The following is a 23900-nucleotide window of genomic DNA, read 5'->3' on the forward strand; positions in this document are numbered from 1 at the left end:
CACAAGGTTTACCAGGACGCGATGGACGTGATGGCGCAGCAGGTCGTGACGGACGAGATGGACGCGACGGTAAAGACGTATTGAACGGCAAAGTTAACCCAGAAGCAAACCAAGGTAAAGACGGCGATAAATACGTCAATACAGAAACAGGCGACGTCTTCGTTAAGAATAACGGCAACTGGGAAAAAGAAGGCAACATCAAAGGACCTAAGGGTGATAAAGGTGAACGTGGAGAAGATGGTAAGACTCCAGAAGTAACTGTAACTCCAGGTAAAGATGGCCATAGTACCGACATTACATTCACTGTTCCAGGTAAAGATCCAGTTACAGTAAATGTTAAGGATGGAGAAAATGGTCTAAACGGTAAAACTCCAAAAGTTGATTTACTTCGTGTCGAAGGACAGAACGGAAATCCATCTCATACAATTGTGACATTCTATACTGATGAAAACAATGATGGTAAGTACACAACAGGAACTGATGAACTTCTAGGTTCAGAAATGATTAAAGATGGTGCTAAAGGTGCGGACGGACGTGATGGTAAATCATTACTTACTGTCAAAGATGGTAAAGAAACTAAAGTTTACCAAGAAGATCCAGCACATCCAGGTCAACCATTGACCCCAGAAAAACCTCTAGCAGTTATTAAAGACGGAGTGGACGGTGTCTCTCCAACAGTAACAGCTGTTCGTAAGGATGAAGAAGGTCATAAGGGTGTAGAAATCACAGTTGATAACCATGATGGTTCACAACCAACCACAGTCTTTGTTCATGATGGTGAAAAAGGAGAAACTGGTGCAACAGGTCAAGATGGACAAACTCCTACAGTCACAACTCAACGTGGTCAAGATGGTCAAAGCACTGTTGTCACTATCACAACACCAGGTAAAGATCCAGTAACATTTACTGTGAAAGATGGTAAAAATGGTAGAGATGGACGTACACCACATATTGACTTAAATGCATTAGTGGATGCAGTAAGAAGAGGTGCAGGATTAGCTGGTAATCCACAACCTTCTACATCAACAAGAAGTGCAAGAAATAGAAGAGCATTACCAGATGAAGATAGAAGTGCAACTGATTCATCAGAAACAGTACAACCAACAAGTACAGATGCAACAGGTTCACAACCAGCAACTACAGATTCACAACCAGTAGATGGTACTCGTATTACAGCATACTATGATAATAATGGTAACGGTAAATACGATCCAGGTGTGGATGAATTAATTGGTACAAGTGATATATTGAATGGTACGAATGGACGTAATGGTACAGATGGAGCTTCTGGTACAAATGGACGTAACGGTGCTGAATTACTAAGTGGAGTTACTGCCCCAACTGCTAATGATGGTAAAGACGGTGATACTTATATCGACGCCAATACAGGTGATGTTTACAAGAAAGAAAATGGTTCTTGGAACAAGATTGGTAATATCCGTGGACCTCAAGGAGTAGCCGGTGAAAAAGGCGACAAAGGCGACAAAGGCGACAAAGGTGAAAAAGGTGAAAACGGAGCTAATGGAGCAGACGGTAAATCACCAGTTGTAAATGTAACGGACAATGGAGATGGAACACACTCTATTACTGTTAGAAACCCTGATGGTTCTGAATCAACAACTAAAGTCAAAGATGGTAAAGACGGTAAAACTGCCAATATCACTACAACAGAAAACCCAGATGGAAGTCACACAATTACTGTAACAAATCCAGATGGAACCACTAAAGAAACTGTTGTTAAGAATGGTAAAGACGGTAAGACTCCAAAAGTTGAAGTAACTGATAACGGAGATGGAACTCATACTGTTAAAGTTACGGATGGAGATGGCAATGTTACCAACGCTATCATCAAAGATGGTAAAGACGGTAAAGCTGCTTCAGCTACAACAAGAGAAAACCCAGATGGAAGTCACACTGTAACAATCACTAACCCAGATGGAACTAAGAATGAATTTGTTGTGAAAAATGGACGTGACGGGGTAGATGGACGTACTCCAACCGCATCTGTTCGTGATAATGGAGACGGAAGTCATACAATCGTTATTACAAATCCAGAAGGTGTGACAACTGAAACGACAGTCCGTGATGGTAAATCACCAAAAGTTACAATAACTGACGAACAAAATGGAACTCATAAGATTTCAGTTCTAAATGGTGATGGAACAACTACTGAAACAATCATTAAAGATGGTAAATCACCAGTAGCAACTGTTACTGACAACCATGATGGTACTTACACAATTCGTGTGGAAAACGGTAATGGTACTGTTTCTGAAACCACAGTTCGTGACGGTAAATCACCAACTGCTAAGGTTGTGGATAACGGAGATGGCACTCACACTATCACAGTTGTGAACTCAGACGGTACAACTACAACAACTACAGTTCGTGATGGTAAAGAACCAAAACTTGAAGTGATTGATAACAACAACGGTTCACACACTATTAAAGTGACAGGTGCTGATGGTAAAGAAACTACAACTACAATCTTTGATGGTAAATCACCAAAAGCGAACATCGTCGATAACGGAGACGGAACTCATACATTAACAATCGTTGATTCTGATGGTCGTGAATACAAATCTATTATCAAAGATGGTAAAGACGGTAAAGATGGCGTTTCACCAACTGTAACTGTTAAAAATAACAACGATGGAACTCACGTTGTTACAATCACAAATCCTGATGGAAGTAAGACAGAAATGGTGATTAAAGACGGTAAAGATGGTAAATCACCAAAAGTTTCTGTTGAAGATAATGGAAACGGTAGTCATACAATCACAATCATCAATTCTGACGGAACTGTGACAAAAACAGTTGTTAAAGATGGAAAAGATGGAAAAGATGGTAGAGATGGTCGCGACGGTAAAGACGGCAAGGATAGTAAATGTGGATGTCAAGACAAACCAGTAACACCATCAAATGACAAACCAGTTCCTCCAACACCAAATGTGCCAGAAGGACCAACATTTGCAATGCCAGAACCACCAGTTCATGAATTGCCAGAATTCAACGGTGGTGTACCAGGTATGCCTGAAGTTGCTGAAGTACCAGAATTAGATATTCCAACAGTACCAGCACAACCAACACCAGAAGTACCGGTTAAACCTGTGCCAGCGCAACCAACACCAAATGTACCGACACCAGAAGTGCCAGTACAACCAACAGAAGTACCGGTTAAACCAGTACCAGCGGTTCCAGAACAACCAGTAGTACCAACATCGGCTCAACCAGCAACTCCAGTAAATGCTAACCCAGTAGCACCAACTACAGATAAAGAAAACCATGGGGACAAATTACCAGAAACTGGAAGCCAATCTGATTATATCTCTGTTCTTCTAGGTAGCGGTATTCTATTGAGCCTATATGTAGGTCGAAGAAAAGAAGATTAATCAGCAACAAGCAGTCATTAATTTCTCGAAAGAAGATGATAAGTGATAGATCTCGAATGAAAGAATATTCTTAGAATGGTTTTCCTATGATGGAAAAGACTGCTAAAAACCTTGAGTGGTAACGCTCAAGGTTTTTTTGGATGGCTGATGTTTGTCTGAAAATCTTGATTGAGTCTAAAAATGCCACCTTATGAGGTGGCTATAATTGATTTAGACTTCTTAAAATTCTCTATTTTTTACTGAATTGCTACGACCAAGTCTTGAGCTTGTTTTTCAAGTGAGTTTAGAACTGTTTCTTCAAGAACCAATTTTCCATCTGCCCAAGCAGAGTCATTGACACGTGCAGCAGTGAAATCACCAACTACTTGTGTACGGATAAATGGCAAGAGGTCTTTGTAAATAGCGAAGAGTTGATCGTGACCTGCATTAGCTACAGATGATACGGTGACAAACTTGTCTTGAAGGGCAGAAGCGCCACGTGTATCAGATAAGTCAAGGGCACGAGATAGCCAATCAAGCAAGTTTTTCACTGTACCAGGGATAGAGAAGTTGTAGACTGGAGAGAAAATCCAGATGGCATCCGCAGCAAGAACTGCTTCACGAGCAGCGGCTACAGCTGGATGAGTTGGAACTTCCAAATCTTGGCTGAAGAGAGGAAGAGCTGAATAATCAAGGTAGCTAACTTCTGCTTGACCAGCAAGTACTTTTTCAGCTTCGAGAGCCATTTGGTGGTTGAAAGAACCTTGACGTAGTGATCCGACGATAAATAATACTTTTTTAGACATGATGTGTCTCCTTTTTTTAAAAATTTCGAGAACCTTCTCGTTGTTATAAAATATATTACAACAAAACAAACCAACTTGCAAGAGATTTGCTCAGAGTTTATTTGAAAATTATAAAATTGCTGAAATTCTAGTCACTTGTGACTGGAAAAGTAAGAACTGTTTATTTTAGATTCTGGTTTACATTTATTTTTGAAGAACATTCCTATATTATCTTGTATTATGATGATATAAGTGCTAAAATAAACGAGAAGACTCGAAATAGAAACCGTAGAACGGCTATTTTCCGGTATCATTTCATGAACAATTAAACAAACAATAATGGCATTTCAAGAATGCTTCTAAAAGGGGTGGAGATCATGTAAGGCACAAATTAACAAGTGACAGACAAATGAAATACGAATACACTTGTTAAGGAGAAAAGATGTTAATAAGAAATTATCGGAAAAATATTGGCCTGATGGCCGGAGTTGAGTTTTTTGCTTTTTTAGGGATTACTAGTTTTTGGATTCTCTTTCTCAGTCAAAACGGAATGTCTCTTTGGCAGATTGGACTTCTGGAAAGTATCTTTCATACGACCAGTCTTATCTGTGAAATTCCATCTGGAATGTTAGCTGACCGCTATTCCTATAAGACAAACCTTTATTTAAGTCGTATAGCAGGAATTGTGTCTTCTATTCTTATGTTGGCTGGGCAGGGAAATTTTTGGATTTATGCACTAGCTATGGCGGTGAGTGCCTTGTCTTATAATTTTGATTCAGGCACAAGCGCAGCAATGGTCTATGACTCGGCTGTAGAGGCTGGACTAAAAGAACGCTATTTATCCATTTCGAGCTTTATGTCAGGAGTGGCAGAAGGAACTCGGTCTTTGGGGACCGTTTTGGCAGGATTTTTTGTCCATGGTCAATTGCACCTGACCTACTATATCATGATTGCCACTTCTATCATAGTTCTTTTCCTGATTTGGATGCTGAAAGAGCCCACTGTCAAGCTAGAAAAAGCTGATAGTGTGACCATGAAACAGATTATTTGGACTGTTAAGGATGAGTTGAAGCGAAATCCCATGCTTTTCAACTGGATGATTTTATCTCAGATTGTCGGAGTACTCATGTGCATGTTTTACTTTTACTATCAAAATCAGTTACCAGATTTAAGTAGTTGGCAAATTTCAGCAGTTATGCTACTTGGAAGTCTCTTGAATATCGTCGCAGTCTATCTAGCGAGTAAGATTGGAAAGAAATATGCCACCTTGAAGATTTTCCCTATTCTCGTCCTGCTGACTGGAGTTACCTACCTACTGTCCTACTTTGGAACACCTCTAATCTATATTTTGGTTTATTTGATTAGTAATGCTCTATATGCTCTTTTTCAGCCGATTTTTGACAATGATTTGCAAGAGCGGCTCCCAAGTGAAGTAAGGGCAACCATGCTAAGTGTCTACTCTATGATGTTTAGCCTAAGTATGATTGTGTTCTTCCCGCTGACAGGCTGGTTGATTGACCATTTAGGCTTTGTAGTAACATTTCTTTATCTAGGATTCGTTTTAGTCTTGATTAGCCTTCTACTGCCTATCTTTTTAGGAAAAATGGCTAAAAGAATAGATGATAAAATGATTCCATAAATCAAAAAAATTACGAAAACTTGAGTGCCAAGCTCAGGTTTTTTAATAGGTTGATTTTGGAGCAGTCTTTACTTTTTTGCTCGGTTTTAACTAAGAAAAATCGGTTTGCTTTAAAGGAAGAAATAGAATTGGTTTCTTATACTCAATGAAAATCAAAGAGCAAACTAGGAAGCAAGCCGCAGACAGTACTTGGGTACGGCAAGGCGACGCTGACAAAGTTTGAATTGGATTTTCGCAGAGTATTCTTATATTCGCTTGTAATAAAGCCTAATAGATGGTAAAATAGACGAGTGAAAAAAAGACAAAAAAAAGCAAAAAATAATCTACTGTGGCAGTATGGTCTAGGGATGACGATTTTGTTTGTGGTTATCAGTGCTTCCTTTCTGTATCTAGTGTTTCTGAGTATGAAACCTTATCAAACAGCTAAAAGTGAAGGAGAAAAATTAGCTCAGCAGTATGCAGGATTAGAGCAGGCTGATCAGGTTGACTTATACAATGGCTTGGAATCCTATTATAGCGTTCTTGGTCGTAATAAAAAACAAGAAGCACTTGCTGTCCTGATTGGAAAAGATGACCATAAGATTTACGTTTATCAGCTAAATCAAGGTGTTTCACAAGAAAAAGCGGAAGCCGTTTCTAAGGAAAAAGGAGCTGGCGAGATTGACAAAATTACCTTTGGCCGTTATCAAGACAAACCAATCTGGGAAGTCAAGTCAGGATCTGATTTTTATCTAGTAGATTTTGAAACAGGAGCATTGGTCAATAAGGAGGGCCTATGAAACTATCCAATCGTGTTTTAGAAATGGAAGAAAGTGTGACTCTGGCTAGTGATGCAAGAGCAAAGAAGTTAAAGGCTGAAGGAAAAGATGTACTTTTCTTAACTTTAGGTCAGCCCGATTTCCATACTCCCAAAAATATTCAAGATGCAGCTGTTGCAGCCATTCGAGATGGACGTGCTTCTTTCTATACGGTAGCTTCAGGTTTGCCTGAGTTAAAAGCAGCAGTCAATACCTATTTTGAGCGTTATTATGGTTATTCCGTAGCGGCCAACGAAGTCACATTTGCTACCGGTGCTAAGTTCTCACTCTATACTTTCTTTATGGCTGTGGTCAATCCAGGTGATGAAGTCATCATCCCAACCCCATATTGGGTTAGTTATGGAGATCAGGTCAAGATGGCAGAAGGTGTGCCAGTCTTTGTTCCTGCTAAGGAAGACAATCACTTTAAGGTGACCGTAGAGCAGTTGGAAGCAGCTCGCACAGACAAAACCAAGGTTTTGGTGCTGAATTCACCATCCAATCCGACAGGTATGATTTACACCCGTGAGGAACTCTTGGCAATCGGAAACTGGGCTGTAGAAAAGGATATTCTCATTCTAGCAGATGATATCTATGGTCGCTTGGTCTATAATGGTCATGAATTCACACCGATTTCTAGCCTATCCGAAGCGATTCGCAAGCAAACAGTGGTTATCAATGGTGTGTCTAAAACCTATGCTATGACTGGTTGGCGTATTGGCTATGCCGTCGGAGAAGCAGACATTATTGCTGCCATGTCCAAGATTGCAGGTCAAACAACTTCGAACCCGTCAGCAGTAGCCCAGTATGCAGCAGTTGAGGCTCTATCAGGTGAGCAAGATACTGTAGAAAACATGCGTCAGGCCTTTGAGGAACGACTAAACACCATCTATCCCCTTCTTGCTGAGGTGCCAGGATTTGAAGTGGTCAAACCGCAAGGAGCCTTTTACCTCTTTCCGAATGTCAAAAAGGCAATGGAGATGAAAGGCTATACGGATGTGACAGAATTTACAACCGCTATCCTAGAAGAAGCTGAAGTAGCCTTGGTAACAGGAGCAGGCTTTGGAGCGCCAGAAAATGTGCGCCTCAGCTATGCGACAGACCTAGACACGCTTAAAGAAGCAGTTAACCGCTTGAAAACATTTATGGGGAGTGAGAATGATTGATCATTTTGAAATTAAGGTAAAGGATTTACAAATTTCAGAAGGATTTTATAGGAGTTTTCTCGCTCCTTTGGGCTATAAATTGGCTTTTAGGACTAGTTCTCTAATCAGTTTTCTTGCCCCGAACAGCCCCCATCCTGGTGGTGATTTTTGGCTGGCTCAGGGGACACAAGATCCTATTCACTTTGCTTTCTTGGCAGAAAATAAGGAAGAGGTTCAGGCTTGTTATGAGGCTGGTTTAGAGGCAGGTGGGCGAGACAATGGAGCTCCTGGTTATCGCAGTGAGCAACCGATTTATTATGCTGCTTTTATGATTGACCCAGATGGGAACAATATAGAGGTGGTTTGTCATAAAGAATAAAAAAGAAAAGGAAAAATAATGACAAAACGTGTAACAATTATTGATGTGAAAGACTATGTTGGTCAGGAAGTGACGATTGGTGCTTGGGTTGCCAACAAATCAGGAAAAGGAAAAATTGCCTTCTTGCAATTGCGTGACGGAACAGCCTTTTTCCAAGGTGTAGCCTTTAAACCAAACTTTGTAGAAAAATTTGGTGAAGAAGTAGGAGCTGAAAAGTTTGATGTCATCAAACGCTTGAGCCAAGAAACTTCTGTTTATGTGACAGGGATTGTCAAAGAAGACGAACGTTCTAAGTTTGGCTATGAGTTGGACATTACAGACATCGAAGTGATCGGTGAATCTCAAGACTACCCAATCACACCAAAAGAACACGGAACAGACTTTTTGATGGACAACCGTCACTTGTGGCTCCGTTCTCGTAAGCAAGTAGCGGTGATGCAAATCCGTAACGCTATCATCTATGCGACTTATGAGTTCTTCGACAAGAACGGCTTCATGAAATTTGATAGCCCGATTCTTTCAGGAAATGCAGCGGAAGACTCAACAGAACTCTTTGAAACTGACTACTTCGGGACGCCAGCCTACTTAAGCCAATCAGGTCAGCTTTACCTAGAAGCAGGCGCTATGGCTCTTGGTCGTGTCTTTGACTTTGGTCCAGTTTTCCGTGCTGAAAAATCAAAAACGCGCCGTCATTTGACTGAGTTTTGGATGATGGATGCAGAGTACTCATACTTGACACACGATGAATCACTTGACTTGCAAGAAGCTTATGTTAAAGCTCTTCTTCAAGGTGTTCTTGACCGTGCGCCTCAAGCCTTGGAAACATTGGAACGTGATACAGAACTCTTGAAACGCTACATTGCAGAGCCATTCAAACGCATCACTTATGATCAAGCCATTGACCTCTTGCAAGAGCATGAAAATGATGAAGATGCTGACTACGAGCATCTTGAGCATGGTGATGACTTTGGTTCACCACACGAAACTTGGATTTCAAACCATTTTGGTGTGCCAACATTTGTCATGAATTATCCAGCAGCCATCAAGGCCTTCTACATGAAACCAGTTCCTGGAAATCCAGAGCGCGTGCTCTGTGCAGACTTGCTTGCTCCAGAAGGTTACGGAGAAATCATCGGTGGTTCTATGCGTGAGGAAGACTATGATGCCCTCGTAGCTAAGATGGATGAACTTGGTATGGACCGTACAGAATATGAATTCTACCTTGACCTTCGTAAATACGGTACTGTACCACACGGAGGATTTGGTATCGGTATTGAGCGTATGGTAACTTTCGCAGCAGGAACAAAACATATCCGTGAAGCTATTCCATTCCCACGTATGTTGCACCGTATCAAACCGTAAATAATGAGATGAAAGTAAAAGGTTCTATCGACCTTTTACTTTTTTTGATGTCGAGATTGAAAAATATTATAATTTTTTAAAAGATGATTTATCACCCTATTTATTTGCATTTTTATGCAATACATATTCAAGCGTACTTGGAAGTAGCCTAATAATATTATTTTTCTGTACTAGGACACAAAACTTTATAATTTTGAAAAAAAATAGACAAATTACTTAAAAATTACGTCGGAATATGATACAATTAAACAGAATATATCTGTACTCGTAAGTGCATATATATATATATATATATAAGGTGGTAAACAATGTTTAAATTGTCTAGACAACAAAAAGATCATCGATATTTTGGTGGCAATAGATACGAAAAATATTCGATCAAAAAATTAAAAGTTGGTGCTGCGAGTGTTTTAATCGGAGCAGGATTTTTGTTTGGTTATCATGTTGAAGCTAGTGAACCAGATGCACCGATTACAAAGGTAACAGATAGTGGTTACAACAGAACTGGAACAGGTAATTCAGAAGTAGTAGATACTCAAGAATTTGTAATGGTGACTCATGAGAAACCAGGTGGAGTAGTAGAAGATGTTGCTATTTTAAAATCAAAATTTTCAGAAAATCTTGATCAATTAAAGAAAGACTATCCTGGATTTACTGCGACAAGCTTACAACTTGTTGGAACAAATAAATATAAAATTACTTATGTACCAGTTGCTGCAACAAATCAACTGGGTTCAACAAGAGAATCTGTAACTAATACAGGAGAGGCTGGTACTTCAAATAGTACATCAGCGGCTGCTAATCCAACACAACCAACAACTGAAAATAAAGTTAGTTTACAAGGCCATTTAGTAGGGAATCAAACAGAATATAATGTAGGAGAACAGATTATCTCAACATTTAGATTAGATGTATCAGCTCCTTCAAAATTAGAAGAAGGTTCTTATATTTTAGTGAATTTACCTGAGAATGAACCTATTACTGATGTACAATTTGGTACAGCTTTTAGAGTGGAAAAAGTAACGGATACACAGTATAAGATTTATACTGGAGAAGTTCCAAGTGGTTCTTATGGTAATTTCAATATTAGTTATAAATTTGATAAATATAGAACTGGCCGTAATTCGCAGACTTCTATTACTTCTCAAGTGATGGATAAAAATGGGAATCCAATTTCACCTGAGAAGACTACTAAGTCAGTGGTAGCAAATACAAATAAGAGTGGATATGCTAGTATTCATGTGGACAGTGAAAGTGGTGCTAGAGATTTAGCTTTATTTAACACAAATGCACCCGGTGATTCTATTGATGAAACTAAGAATAAAGAATTAGTTTTAAAATTAACAACATTAAATAAAGAAGTTGCTGCTGTCAATAAAATACAACATGCTATTACTTTACCGACAGGAGCTAGAGTATCAGAAACATCTATCAATGCAGGATGGACACAGGAAGGTAATATTGCTCGTTATACAAGAACCATATCAGATGCAAAAACTGTATTTGATCAAGGGAATAATACTAGCGATGATACACTTCGCATCAATATGCGTCAGGCAGGGACATTAGAAGAGTTTTTAAAAGGAAAAGAATTTACATTTACAGATAATGTAATTTATACAGATAAATCAGGAGAAACAAATACCAGTCAAGGGACAACTTCGTTAGTTGTGAAAGCTGTGAATCCATATAAAGATAACGGAGATGGAGCAACACCAAATACAGCAGGAGCGCAACCCCCATTAGTAATTAGTAACTTTACTAATGAACAGAATCATGAAAATAGAGTGAATATTGCAATTCCTGGAATCAATGCTGAGACCGATGATAAAAGAATTATTGTTTTCTGGAGAAGTGTTGACACTCCGACAAAAGTTAAGGAAGTTGAATTAACTATTGATAGTGATTTTGATCAAAAGAGATCAATTGAATTTTATGGGACTTGGAATAAGAATGGAGCATATGCAGCTTGGTATGCGCCAGATAATCTAGGAACCAGCAATACATTTGAAGTATATACTGTAAATGGTACAACGGAAACGAAGTTAGGGGAAATTGCCTTTAAAAAGAATGGAGGTACTTCAATAGATTTACCAGAAGGTACAACCCGAGTTTTATTAAAGCCAAAAGGTGAGATGACATTTACAAATGATACGCTTAGTCAAGCTGGTATTTATTTACATCAAAACTTAAAAGGCTTAGAAAAAGCTAAACAAATGGTAGCGGAAGGAAAAGAAGCTAAGAGTATCGTTACTGCAAAAGTTTCAACTCAAGATACAGATGTGGTCAATACAAGTATTTCTAAAACAATTTTAGCAGATGCTAGAACAGCTTTAAAATTGACACCGAGAACTAGGAAGATAGAAACGGTTCTAGCAGGGAATAAAACACAATCATTAAGTTCTGGAATAGAAGCTTATGATTACTCTCCTTCAGGTTTAGGAAATCGTGTATATAGTACATATACTTCACATGGTGCTACTACAGATAAAAAATTAGATTATTTAGGTACACAAAATCCTAAAATTATTGTAGAGTTACCAGATGGTTTTAGTTACGCCGGAAATAGCCCGCTTGTAACTAAAGATGATAATTATCAAAATACTGGTAAACGTGTATTGATTATTGATCCGAAGGATTCAAATACTCGTGAGAATGTAACTCCAGATTTAGAGTTTAATGTAGCACAGTGGGTTCAAACAGGTAGTTATCGTTTGAAATACACATTAGTTTGGGATGAAAGTAGATTCCTACATGGATTAAATCCAAATGATGAGTTTGATGGAGATAAGACAATTATCAATACATCAACTTTCACTTATGAAATTCCTGTAAGTAATACATCAGCGACACGATTACACGTAGATGTAACTGATAAAAATGATCAACGAGAAGGCTACACAACATCGTTACAGAATTTATCTCCGAAAACAGATGTGACATATCGTTTTACATTATCAAATACAGATAATTCAAAATTATCGAATAATGAAGTACTTGTGACATTACCTAAAAAAGGGGATAAGAATATTGTTGATACAAGTATAGCCCGTAATTCTGCATTTGATGTGGAAGCTACAGGAGAAGCAATAGCTCCCTCAGGATGGACTGCATACTACTTAACTTCTCCAATTAGTGGAACTGCAAATGAAGTTGCTGCAGCAACAACTTTAACAGCTGATCAAGTGACAGATTGGAGCAAGGTTACAGCAGTTAAGTTTGTTTCTAATCAAGGAACTACATTAAATCCGGGATTATCAAATGAATTTTTAGTACCAGCAAGAATTTCTAAAGATGCAAAAGATACACAGGTAGCTTATATTTCAGCAGCAGCAAAAACAAATGCAGAAGAAATATATAATGAAGCAAATGTAGCTTCTGTTACTATTAAAACAGAAAATATAAAAACTGGATCTGTTAAAATTGCATATGAAGATATGCAAGGGAATACAATTAAACCAACGATAACAGCTATTGAAAAAAGAGCTTATACAAAAGATTATAATGTAGATACAGAAGAATATCGTCCTGATGAATTTACATATAATGGCATAGCGTATAGATATATGCGAGTTAAAGAAACTTCAGCTCCGGTTGAAGGTGTTGTTAATAGTGAAGAAATTACGGTAACTTATGTTTATGATACTTTGTATGAAAATGTTCCAGAAACAAAAACAATTACACGTACGATTAAGTATGTAGATGCAAGTAACGAAACAACAGAAGTATCACCAAAAGTAGTTCAAACTGTTACACTAACAAGAACAAACAAACGAAACAAAGTAACAAATACGCTTGAAGAAGGAACATGGACACAAGGAAGTTGGGAAGAACAAGCTTCACCAACCGTAGCAAACTATGGAACACCAGATAAACCAAGTGTAGCGTCAGTGGCAGTAACACCAACAATGGAAAATGCCGAAGTAGTCGTGAAGTATCCACAAGCAAAAGAAGACGAAGTAGAAACAAAAGTAATTACACGTACGATTAAGTATGTAGATGCAAGTAACGAAACAACAGAAGTATCACCAAAAGTAGTTCAAACTGTTACACTAACAAGAACAAACAAACGAAACAAAGTAACAAATACGCTTGAAGAAGGAACATGGACACAAGGAAGTTGGGAAGAACAAGCTTCACCAACCGTAGCAAACTATGGAACACCAGATAAACCAAGTGTAGCGTCAGTGGCAGTAACACCAACAATGGAAAATGCCGAAGTAGTCGTGAAGTATCCACAAGCAAAAGAAGACGAAGTAGAAACAAAAACTATTACACGTACAATCAACTACCTAGAAAAAGGTACAAATAAAGTCTTGAAAGATCCAGCGGTACAAAGCGTGACGTTATCAAGAACAAAAACAACAAACAAAGTCACTGGAGAAGTTACATACGGAGAATGGAGCAAAGGCAGTTGGTCAGAAGTAATACCAGAATCAATAGCAAACTACAAAGTTCCAAGTGTAACAAGAGTAGAAGCGACAGAAGTAACATCAACAACAGATGATAAAACAATTGATGTATACTATGAAGCAGATACTAAACCAGCGCCTAAACCAGCGCCTAAACCAGAGCCTAAACCAGAGCCTAAGCCGGAACCAGCACCAGTTCCATCAACACCAGAGACTCCTGAACAACCAGTAGCTCCAGTGCAACCGGAACAACCAACAACTCCAACCCAACCTGCTGTTCCAACACCAGCTGAAACATCAGTACCAACTGATTCAGCTACTCAACCAGCAACACCTAAATATGTTGAAGGTCAAAAAGAGTTGCCTAACACAGGTACAGAAGCTAACGCTAGCCTTGCAGCGCTTGGACTTCTTGGAGCCCTAGGTGGATTTGGACTTCTTGCTCGCAAGAAAAAAGAAGACTAAAAACTCATAGTTTTTGAGAAGATGATTCGTCATCTTCTTTTTTTATTATTATATTTTCCTTTCAATTGATTTTTAACTAGTCTCAGTTATAATCCTATAATGTTACGATGTTTCAAATAAAGTATTTGAGATTTTATTTTAAAAATGCTATAATAATAAATTGCCTAGGCTCAAAATAGAGTCTAATAAGCTCTCTCTACTAACTTATAGTAATTCAGTATTTATTTGTATGTACAAATATATGTATATGTATAGAATAAGTGCGACGTTTCTAAAATAGAGGTGACTGTCCGTTTCCTCTTTAGATATATCTATCTAACGTTTGCACTTTTTATATGACATCAGAAAGGTCTGAATGGCTATTAGTATGAGATAGAAAGATTAGCCAGGAGTTAGGTATAATAGAAAAAAATAATTTTATAAAAGGAGGTTGTAACTCTAGAATTAGGAGCAAGTACTATCCAGTTGACAGAAAAGACAGCTGAAACATCTAAGAAAGAAGAAGTTAAAGTAAATAAGTCACTTCTTGAAACAAGTATTTCAAATTTAGAGACTGCATTATCAAATGCTAAGTTTGCGGATGCCTCAGTTGTAGCCAAAGCTCGTGAAGCTTTAGCCACTGCCAAATCTGTTTTAGTAAATGAAACTGCCAAGCAAGAAGAGGTAAATATTCAAAAAGATATTCTTTCTTCATTAAAAACAGTTGTAATAGAATCAAACAAGCTAGGATTAGAAACAAAAGAGGCTGATAAAGATAAGGCAGCAAAAGAAGAAGCAGAAAAAAGCATCACGCCAACAGAAAAAGCTGTTTCTGTTGCAACAACTATCTTGACACAAGTTTCTTCAGAAGCTGATGTAACCAATACCCTTGCTGCTACAGAACTTCGTAAGAAGGAAGTAACGGAAGAAGCTCGAGTAGCAGTTGAAGCAGCGGTTGCTAAAAACCAAGCGGTACTTAACGAATCAAAAGTACTTTTAGCTGACAAGAGCGTTACAAAGGAACAAGTAGATGCTCAATTAGAACGTTTAAATGAATCGATTCTTGCAGTCTACAGTGAGCTTAAAAAAGCTGGAATTGGTCGTGACGGTAACTATAGTGTAGCGTTATCGGCTGATGAAGGATATACTAGCAATTCAACAGAATTAAGAAAAGAAAATGGTGAATTTATTACAGCTACTGGTAAATCATACAAAACATTAGACGGTAATAGTAACTATAAAGTATATGTTCATGGATACCAATCTGAAAATACAGAAGTTGGAGCAGCTAACAGTGGTAGACCAGATATAGGTGGTCGTACGGATATTCCTTTATCAAAAACTGAAGCTAAAAAAATTGCAGACGAAGCTCTATTATGGAGAGGAAAAGTTCGTGCTAGTGGCAGAAATAATAACAACAATACTTGGGGAGCAGGTGGACCGTACGAGTACCTTGCAACTGAAATTTATGGTTATACTTACGAACAAGGAACTCACTATGTATACCTTACAGATGTGAAAAAACGTTTCAGTTTATCACCAGAAGCAGAAGCAGCAGGGTATTCAATTAAAAAGATTGACCTTAGTAACTTGATTCCAGGTGCTGGATATAATGAAACAACGGACACAGTAGAAGGATATGTAGCATCTAACCTTCAAAATGGTGTTTATGATATGCGTTATATCTTAACAGTTGAAAAAGACGGACAATCTCAACAAGTGACATTCCGTGACTTAACGGCTGGTTGGATCGGATGGCAAGACTCATCAGCTCCATCTATTTTAGGAACATCTAAAATGGTTACAATCGGAGATGAAGTAGACCACGACATTAAATATGTAGATAATGAGGGAATGAATAAAGATGAACGTGCGGGATATGCTTATGCAAATGATGGTTCTAAAGTAATAGCAGGTTCTAAAACGGCCCCATCTACATCAAAAGCAGCAACATTCACAGCTATTGATGGAACAAAAGTAAGAACAATGAGTTCACCTCAAACAGTTAATGCGCACACTGCATTAAATGGTGTTTACACAGGTAAGGACACATCAATTACAGATGTTATTCCGGGATTAAATTATAATCCAACAACAGGGAAAATTCATGGAACAGCTTCAGAAGCTGGAATCTATACTGTAGCTGCATTAGCAAAAGACTACAATAATTCTACAAACGCTAAGAATATTGACTGGAATATGGACGGGCAAGAGGCTCACGAAAATATTACAATTGCAGTAGCACCAAAAATTACAGTATCTAACGTAGAAGCTTATGCAACTAAAGTTCCTGTAACAGTATCAAACGGAGCAAATAAAGCAGAAATTACGATGCCTGATGGAACTGTAACAAACTTAGTTATCAAAGATGGGAAATGGACTGTAGGCGCAGGGACTACGAATACAGCTGTAAAAGAAGGTGATCAATTAGCAGATGCTTCAGCAACAGCGTCAACTAAATTTGAACTACCTGTAACTTCAGATTCAACACAATATGTTGGAATTAATAGTATTGAAGCAAAAGCCTCTACAGATAAAGTTCGTGCAGATATTCAACGTGAAATTGCAACAGTAAAAGATGCAGCTGGAAAATCTTATACAGCGACATTTAACCGTGCAACAGGTAAATATACTCTTGCTAATGAAGATGCGTATGTGTTAAAAGATAATGGAGACGGAACATCAACTTTAACAGAACGTCGTGTATATACAGATGCAAAAGAAAATGGAGATGTTGATTTTATCGTTTATGAATTCACACGTACATGGAATGCAACTTCTTCAGCAGCTGATTTAATTGATAAAGTAGCAGAAATCCGTAAAAATGGTGTAGTAACAGCAGTAGGAGACGTAACTCGTACAGTTACAGCTGTACCAAGAGAACAAACAGCTGATAAACAAGGCCTTATTGTTACAGTGAAGTATGATTCAGCAACAAAACAATGGACAGCTTCAGATGGTTCAACAGTAACAGCAAAAGAATCTAATGCAGGATGGTCAATTGAAACAACTTCAGGATTCAAAGGGTATGTATCTTATCGTGAAGCAATTGGAAATGATGTAGCATCTATCCAAAATGATAAACCGACTGCCTCATCTACAAGTTACGCTGAAACAAAAGATAACTCTGTAGATTTACTAAAATCTCCTAAAGCTAATGTAGGATTTGAAGATGTGATTGATGACAAATCAGATGATGCTGAGTCAGAAACTATCAAAACTAAATTAACAGTAACAGCTCCAGATGGAACGAAGAAAGAATTTAACTTAGCAGATGCGGAAGAAAAAGCTTATATTCAAGCACAACGTACAGCTGCACAAAAAACACAAGCAGCAGCAACGGCAATTGAAGAGGCTCAAGCGGCTTATAATGAACTAGCTCGTATTCAAGAACAAGTAGACCGTCAAGTACAAATGATTGCAGACGCAGAAGCAGCATTAGCGAACTTAAAACTTCGTACAATTTCTGTCACAGCTAAGAACTTAGCTGAGAAGAAACTTAAAGATGCACAAGACTTCAAAGCTAACTTAGATGAGAAATTAAAAGAAGCTCAAGGAAAACTTCCTGAATTAACAGCGAAAGTTACTTCAAGTCGTCAAGAAGCTTTAGAAGCAGAAAAAGCAGTAGAAGCAGCACGTACAGCATTGAAAACAAAAGCGACTGAAAACTTATCAAATCCAGAAGTTGTAGCCTATACATTAGGTCAATACGGATCTTATAAAGTAACTGTAAGAGCGGTTGATTCAAATGGTGTTGTAACGACTCCAACAGTAGGAAAAACAGATGATGGAGCAGTAACAGAAGATGCAGTTGCAGAAACAACATACTACATTGTAGTATCTAAACCAGAAAAATCAGCAGGTGCAGAAGGACAAGAACAAACCGATTCAATGGAAACAGGATTCAAGACTGGATTACCAAATAATGCAGAAGTATCTGACTACAAACTAGTTGATCCAGTATCAGGTAAGAAAACAGATTCTGTAACAACTGAAGAAGGTACGTATGTGATTGATGGAACTACAGGAGCAGTATCATTTACACCTGCACCAGGATTTATCGGTAATGCTAAACCATTAACAGTGGCAGCTAACGTAACAATCACAGGGGATGACGGGCAACCAGTAGTAGTAGAATCTACAACGACTTATACACCAACAGTATATGGTGTTAAACCAAAAGATGATGAAACAACTGGAAAACAAGGTCAAGTTCAAACTTCAATTCCAGGAAGTCAAAGATTCTCAGCATTAAATACAACAGCTAATACTCCAGATAATACAAACGTAGACTGGACAACAGCTAAGTACTCATTAGAAGGTGCTAATGAAGAAGGTAAGGTTGTAGTTGAAGGAGAAGGAACATACGCTATTGACCCAGCAACAGGTGCAGTAACATTTACACCAGAACCAAGCTTCAAAGGACAAGCGAAAGGCGTAGAAGTAAAAGTATCTGTAACAGCAACTGATTCAGAAGGAAACAAAGTTGAAGTTACATCTAGTGGAGATTACACACCAGAAGTTGAAGCAGTAGAACCAACTGCAGAACCTAAGAAAACAAGTGGAAAACAAGGACAACCTCAAACTCAAGATACGACTACAATGTTTAAAGAAGGAGATACTACTGCTCCTATCGAAAAATCTACGATTAAATTAGTAGATCCAACAGGTGCAGAAGTAACGACTCTTCCAGCTACAAAAGATGGAAAAACAGTTGGTACTTACACAATCGACCCAACTACAGGAGTGATTACATTCCAACCGAATAAAGACTTCACTGGAACACCAGAACCAGCGAAAGTAGTAGCGGCAGATAAAAATGGAACAAAAGTTGAAACAACTTATACTCCAACGGTTACTCCAGTAGAACCAGAAGGTCAAGATAAAACAACAACTGGATACCAAGGTAAACCACAAACAGGAACGGTAACATTTACTGAGGGAGATCCTGAATTCCCAATCGATAATAAAGTACCTGCAACATTTGAAGATGGAACAACTAGAAAAGAAGTTCCAGGAGAAGGAGTCTACACCGTAGCAGCTGATGGAACGGTAACATTTGTACCTGAAAACCAATTTACTGGAACAGCTAAAGGTGTAACTGTAAAACGTGTGGATACAAATGGAACTCCAGCTACAGCGAAATACACACCAATTGTTATACCGGTAGTACCAGAAGGATTTGATAATGTTACAACAGGAGTTCAAGGTGAAACTCAAAACGGTAAACCATACTTCAAACCTGGACATGAAGATACGCCAATTGATAAAAATGTACCACCGAAATTTATCAATCCAACAACTGGACAACCAACAGATGAAACAACAATTCCTGCAAAAACTCCTGAAGGAAAAGAAATTGGAACATATACAATCGATCCAACTACAGGAGTAATTACATTCACTCCAACGGATAAAAGTTATGTAGGACCAGTTAAACCAGCAACGGTTCAACGTCAAGATACGAATGGAACACCAGTTGATGCTGAATATACTCCAGTAATCGTAGGGGTTAAACCAACGGCTAAACCAGCTGAATCAACTGATGTACAAGGTGTAGAACAATCAAAAGAAGTAACATTTGCACCAGGGAAGGCGGATGTAAATGGAACAGAAAAATCAGTAGCAATTGATCCTGCTTCATTCAAACTATTAGGTGAAGATGGACAACCGGCAACCTCAGTACCAGCTAAAAATCCAGCAGGAGATGTTGTTGGTACTTACACACTAAAAGTGGTAGATGGAAAAGCAACGGCGGTATTTACACCAACGGATAAAACATATGTAGGAGCTGTTAAACCAGTAACGATTCAAGCGGCAGATAAAAATGGAACAACAGTAAAAACTACGTATACTCCAAATATCACGCCAATTAAACCAACGGCAACACCAGCTAAGACAACGGATCTACAAGGAAAAGCTCAATTTGGAACGCCAACATTTACAGCAGGAGATTCAAGAGTACCGATTGTTGAAACTTCAACGAAATTAATCGATCCAGTTTCTGGTAACCCAGTAGACTCTGTAACAGTAGAAGGTGAAGGAACGTATACAATCGAATCAAATGGAAGTATTAAATTCCAACCAGAACCACAATTCACTGGAAAAGCAACAGGTATTGAAGTTCAACGCTTAGATGAAAATGGTACACCTGCTAAAGCTAAGTACACACCGACAGTGACTCCAGTAAAACCAACAGGAGAAGATGTTAAATCTGAAGATATCCAAGGTGCTGAACAAAAAGGAACACCAGTATTCAAACCAGGAAATACTGAAGTTCCAATTACAATGACTGATGCGCAACCAGCGAAATTAGTTGATCCAGAAACAGGTAACCCAGTAGACTCTGTAACAGTAGAAGGAGAAGGAACGTATACTGTTAACCCAACTACAGGTGAAGTAACATTTACGCCAAAACCTGAGTTTACAGGAGTTGCAACAGGAGTAACTGTTCAAGTAAAAGATGCGAATGGCACACCAGTAGAAGCAAGATACACTCCTGAAGTTAAAGGGGTAACACCAACAGCAAAACCAGCTAAAACTAAAGACATTCAAGGTGCGAAACAAACAGGATTACCAGAATTCAAAGGTGGAACAGTAACGGTTAATGGTGTACCAAAAACTGTTGAGATTGACGAAACAAAAGCACCTCAATTAATCGATCCAGAAACAGGGAAGACAACTGATGAACCAGTAGTAATCCCAGGAGAAGGAACATATACTGTGGAAAACGGTATGGTAGTGTTCACACCAGAACCACAATTTACAGGTAAAGGTGAGGGAGTAGAAGTACAACGTGTTGACAAAAATGGAACGCCTGTAGCTGCTAAGTATACTCCAACAGTAGTACCAGTAACTCCAACTGGAGAAGATAAAACATCTACTGGACCTAAAGGTCAAGTTCAAACAGGAACTCCAGAGTTCGAAGGTGGTTCAGCGGAAATCAAAGGTAAAAAAGTAACTGTTGAAATCGATACGAATGTACCTGCAAAATTAGTTGATCCTAAGACAGGAGATCCAGTTGATTCAGTAACAGTTGATGGAGAAGGAATATATACAATTGATCCTAATAGTGGTGAAGTAACATTTACTCCAAACCCAGAATTCTTAGGAACAGCAACAGGTGTAACAGTTCAACGTCAAGATAAAAACGGAACACCTGTAACAGCTAAGTACACACCAACAGTTATTCCAGTAACGAAGACTGTAGACAAAACATCAGAAGGTGCTAAGAATACTCCACAATCTAACACTCCAGAATTCACAGGAGATGTTGACTTAGATGTACCGCCAACATTTGATGATGGAACAACTACAAGAACTGTAGAAGGAGAAGGAACGTATACAATCGATGCGACTGGCAAAGTTACATTTACGCCAGAACCAGAATTTACAGGTACTGCAGATGGAATTACTGTCGTTAGAAAAGATAAATTAGGTAAAACTATTTCTGCTACTTACACACCAACAGTTCGTCCAGATACTGAGTTTGTAGATGAAAATGGAAATCCAATTAAAGGATATCCAAGCGAAGATGGAACAACACCGAAGAAAGATATTCCTGAGTATCGTTATGTAGAAACAGTAACAGACGAACACGGAAACACTAGACATATCTATAAACAAGTTGTAACCTTCTTCAAGGATAAAGAAGGAAACGAAATTCCAAATTATCCAACAGAAGAAGGAAAAAAACCGAAGAAAGATAATATTCCGAACTACAGATTTGTAGAGACTAAGGAACTTCCAAATGGAGATACAGAACATATCTACGAAAAAGTAACTACATTCTTTAAAGATAAAGATGGTAAGGAACTTCCAAATAAACCTTCTGAAAAAGGTATTGTTGAGAAGAAAGACATTCCAGGCTATAAATTCGTAGAGACTAAGAAACTTCCAAATGGTGACATCGAACACGTATATGAAAAGGTAACGACTTCATTCAAGGATAAAGAAGGAAACGAGATTCCAGGCAATCCAACAGAAGAAGGCGAACAGCCTAAGAAAGACATTCCAGGCTATAAATTCGTAGAGACTAAGAAACTTCCAAACGGAGATATCGAACACGTATATGAAAAGGTTGTAACGCCAACACCAACACCTGCTCCATTTGAATACAAAGTCATCACAACTTATGTAGATGAAAACGGAGAATTAATCATCCCAGATGAAAATGGTTCACATCCAGGTAAAGAATTAAAAGGATATGAAATCGTTCGTACTGAAACAGATGCGAATGGCAATGTCCATAATATTTACCGTAAAGTGACAACACCAACACCAGAAACATCAATCATCACAACATTTGTGGACGAAAATGGTAATCCAATTCTTCCAAATGAAAATGGTGAAGTTCCAGCTAAAGATATCCCAGGATATGAATTAGTAAGAACAGAAAAAGATGCAAACGGAAATGTTCGTCATGTTTATCGTAAGGTTCAAGAAACAACACAAGAGCAACCAGTACAACCAACAGCAGTGAAAGAAGCTGAAGGTAAACGCGAATTGCCAAATACTGGTACAGAAGCTAACGCTAGCCTCGCAGCGCTTGGACTTCTTGGAGCCCTAAGTGGATTTGGACTTCTTGCTCGCAAGAAAAAAGAAGACTAAAAACTCATAGTTTTTGAGAAGATGATTCGTCATCTTCTTTTTTTATTTTAGTCTTTTTACTTGCGTAAAAAAATGTTTTTTAGTATAATAGTTTATTGTGAGCGAACCTCACTTACCCCTTGCAAAGTCTTGGGGTCATTAGACCAAAAGGAGGAACATATCAATGGCTAAATACGAAATTCTTTATATTATTCGTCCAAACATTGAAGAAGAAGCTAAAAACGCTTTGGTAGCACGTTTTGACTCTATTTTGACTGACAACGGTGCAACTGTTGTTGAATCAAAAACTTGGGAAAAACGTCGTCTTGCATACGAAATCCAAGATTTCCGTGAAGGACTTTACCACATCGTTAACGTTGAAGCAAACGACGATGCAGCTCTTAAAGAGTTTGACCGTCTTTCAAAAATCAACGCTGACATTCTTCGTCACATGATCGTCAAAACTGACGCGTAAGAAGGTAAACTATGATTAACAATGTTGTACTTGTAGGGCGTATGACACGTGACGCTGAGTTGCGTTATACCCCATCAAATGTAGCAGTTGCGACTTTTACTCTTGCAGTAAACCGTACATTTAAGAGTCAAAATGGCGAACGTGAGGCTGATTTTATCAATGTCGTTATGTGGCGCCAGCAGGCTGAAAACCTTGCTAACTGGGCTAAAAAAGGCTCACTTATCGGGGTGACAGGTCGTATCCAGACTCGTAGTTACGATAACCAGCAAGGACAACGTGTCTACGTGACAGAGGTCGTGGCTGAGAATTTCCAAATGTTGGAAAGCCGTAGTGTGCGTGAAGGTCACACAGGTGGAGCTTATTCTGCACCAACTGCAAACTATTCAGCGCCTACAAATTCAGTACCAGACTTTTCACGTGATGAAAATCCATTTGGAGCAACAAATCCATTGGATATTTCAGATGATGATTTACCATTCTAATGGACAACTAAAATTATAAA

The 23900-nt window shown here is 38.4% G+C and carries 11 protein-coding genes; 10 read left to right on the forward strand and 1 reads right to left on the reverse strand.

Annotation, left to right across the window (positions count from 1 at the left end):
• Positions 1–3392: LPXTG cell wall anchor domain-containing protein (locus RWP09_RS02015; protein ID WP_314433481.1), on the forward strand; the 3392-nt coding region annotated here is incomplete at its 5' end.
• Positions 3393–3628: 236 nt separating this feature from the next.
• On the opposite strand, the gene RWP09_RS02020 is transcribed toward RWP09_RS02015, so the two are convergent.
• Positions 3629–4177 carry an NADPH-dependent FMN reductase gene (locus RWP09_RS02020; protein ID WP_314433484.1) on the reverse strand — a complete coding sequence of 183 codons (549 nt, stop codon included), beginning with the start codon at positions 4175–4177 and terminating at the stop codon, positions 3629–3631.
• Between the two features lie 421 nt (positions 4178–4598).
• Between RWP09_RS02020 and RWP09_RS02025 the strand changes: the two genes are divergently transcribed.
• The 9 genes from RWP09_RS02025 (at position 4599) to ssbA (ending at position 23880) form a co-directional block, all read left to right on the forward strand.
• Positions 4599–5795 carry an MFS transporter gene (locus tag RWP09_RS02025; RefSeq protein WP_314433486.1) on the forward strand — a complete coding sequence of 399 codons (1197 nt, stop codon included), beginning with the start codon at positions 4599–4601 and terminating at the stop codon, positions 5793–5795.
• A 290-nt stretch (positions 5796–6085) separates the two neighbouring features.
• A complete protein-coding gene (locus RWP09_RS02030; protein ID WP_314433488.1) occupies positions 6086–6574 on the forward strand; it encodes a DUF5590 domain-containing protein in 489 nt (162 codons plus the stop codon).
• Complete coding sequence (locus RWP09_RS02035) at positions 6571–7758, forward strand: pyridoxal phosphate-dependent aminotransferase (protein WP_314433490.1); 1188 nt, start codon at positions 6571–6573, stop codon at positions 7756–7758. Before RWP09_RS02030 ends, RWP09_RS02035 begins: the two co-directional genes overlap by 4 nt.
• Positions 7751–8116: a VOC family protein gene (locus RWP09_RS02040; protein WP_314433492.1), complete on the forward strand. Its 366-nt coding sequence runs from the start codon at positions 7751–7753 to the stop codon at positions 8114–8116. The genes RWP09_RS02035 and RWP09_RS02040 overlap by 8 nt, the downstream gene beginning before the upstream one ends.
• 18 nt (positions 8117–8134) lie before the next feature.
• On the forward strand, positions 8135–9478 hold the full coding sequence (gene asnS, locus RWP09_RS02045) for an asparagine--tRNA ligase (protein WP_142358837.1): 1344 nt from the start codon (positions 8135–8137) through the stop codon (positions 9476–9478).
• A 308-nt stretch (positions 9479–9786) separates the two neighbouring features.
• Entirely contained in the window at positions 9787–14355 is a 4569-nt protein-coding gene (locus RWP09_RS02050) for a mucin-binding protein (protein ID WP_314433495.1), read from the forward strand.
• Positions 14356–14814: 459 nt separating this feature from the next.
• On the forward strand, positions 14815–22944 hold the full coding sequence (locus RWP09_RS02055; RefSeq protein ID WP_399553568.1) for an Ig-like domain-containing protein: 8130 nt from the start codon (positions 14815–14817) through the stop codon (positions 22942–22944).
• A 163-nt stretch (positions 22945–23107) separates the two neighbouring features.
• Positions 23108–23398: a 30S ribosomal protein S6 gene (gene rpsF, locus RWP09_RS02060; RefSeq protein ID WP_001151786.1), complete on the forward strand. Its 291-nt coding sequence runs from the start codon at positions 23108–23110 to the stop codon at positions 23396–23398.
• A gap of 11 nt (positions 23399–23409) precedes the next feature.
• Positions 23410–23880: a single-stranded DNA-binding protein SsbA gene (gene ssbA / locus RWP09_RS02065; RefSeq protein ID WP_000609606.1), complete on the forward strand. Its 471-nt coding sequence runs from the start codon at positions 23410–23412 to the stop codon at positions 23878–23880.
• The last annotated feature ends 20 nt before the right edge of the window (positions 23881–23900 follow it).

Source organism: uncultured Streptococcus sp. (assembly GCF_963521255.1).
GTDB lineage: Bacteria > Bacillota > Bacilli > Lactobacillales > Streptococcaceae > Streptococcus.

Bases quoted from the DNA above. Each gene is read 5' to 3' on its own strand.
- RWP09_RS02020 (WP_314433484.1), bottom strand. From the start codon at position 4,177: ATGTCTAAAAAAGTATTATTTATCGTCGGATCACTACGTCAAGGTTCT.
- RWP09_RS02025 (WP_314433486.1), top strand. From the start codon at position 4,599: ATGTTAATAAGAAATTATCGGAAAAATATTGGCCTGATGGCCGGAGTT.
- RWP09_RS02035 (WP_314433490.1), top strand. From the start codon at position 6,571: ATGAAACTATCCAATCGTGTTTTAGAAATGGAAGAAAGTGTGACTCTG.
- RWP09_RS02040 (WP_314433492.1), top strand. From the start codon at position 7,751: ATGATTGATCATTTTGAAATTAAGGTAAAGGATTTACAAATTTCAGAA.
- asnS (WP_142358837.1), top strand. From the start codon at position 8,135: ATGACAAAACGTGTAACAATTATTGATGTGAAAGACTATGTTGGTCAG.
- RWP09_RS02050 (WP_314433495.1), top strand. From the start codon at position 9,787: ATGTTTAAATTGTCTAGACAACAAAAAGATCATCGATATTTTGGTGGC.
- rpsF (WP_001151786.1), top strand. From the start codon at position 23,108: ATGGCTAAATACGAAATTCTTTATATTATTCGTCCAAACATTGAAGAA.
- ssbA (WP_000609606.1), top strand. From the start codon at position 23,410: ATGATTAACAATGTTGTACTTGTAGGGCGTATGACACGTGACGCTGAG.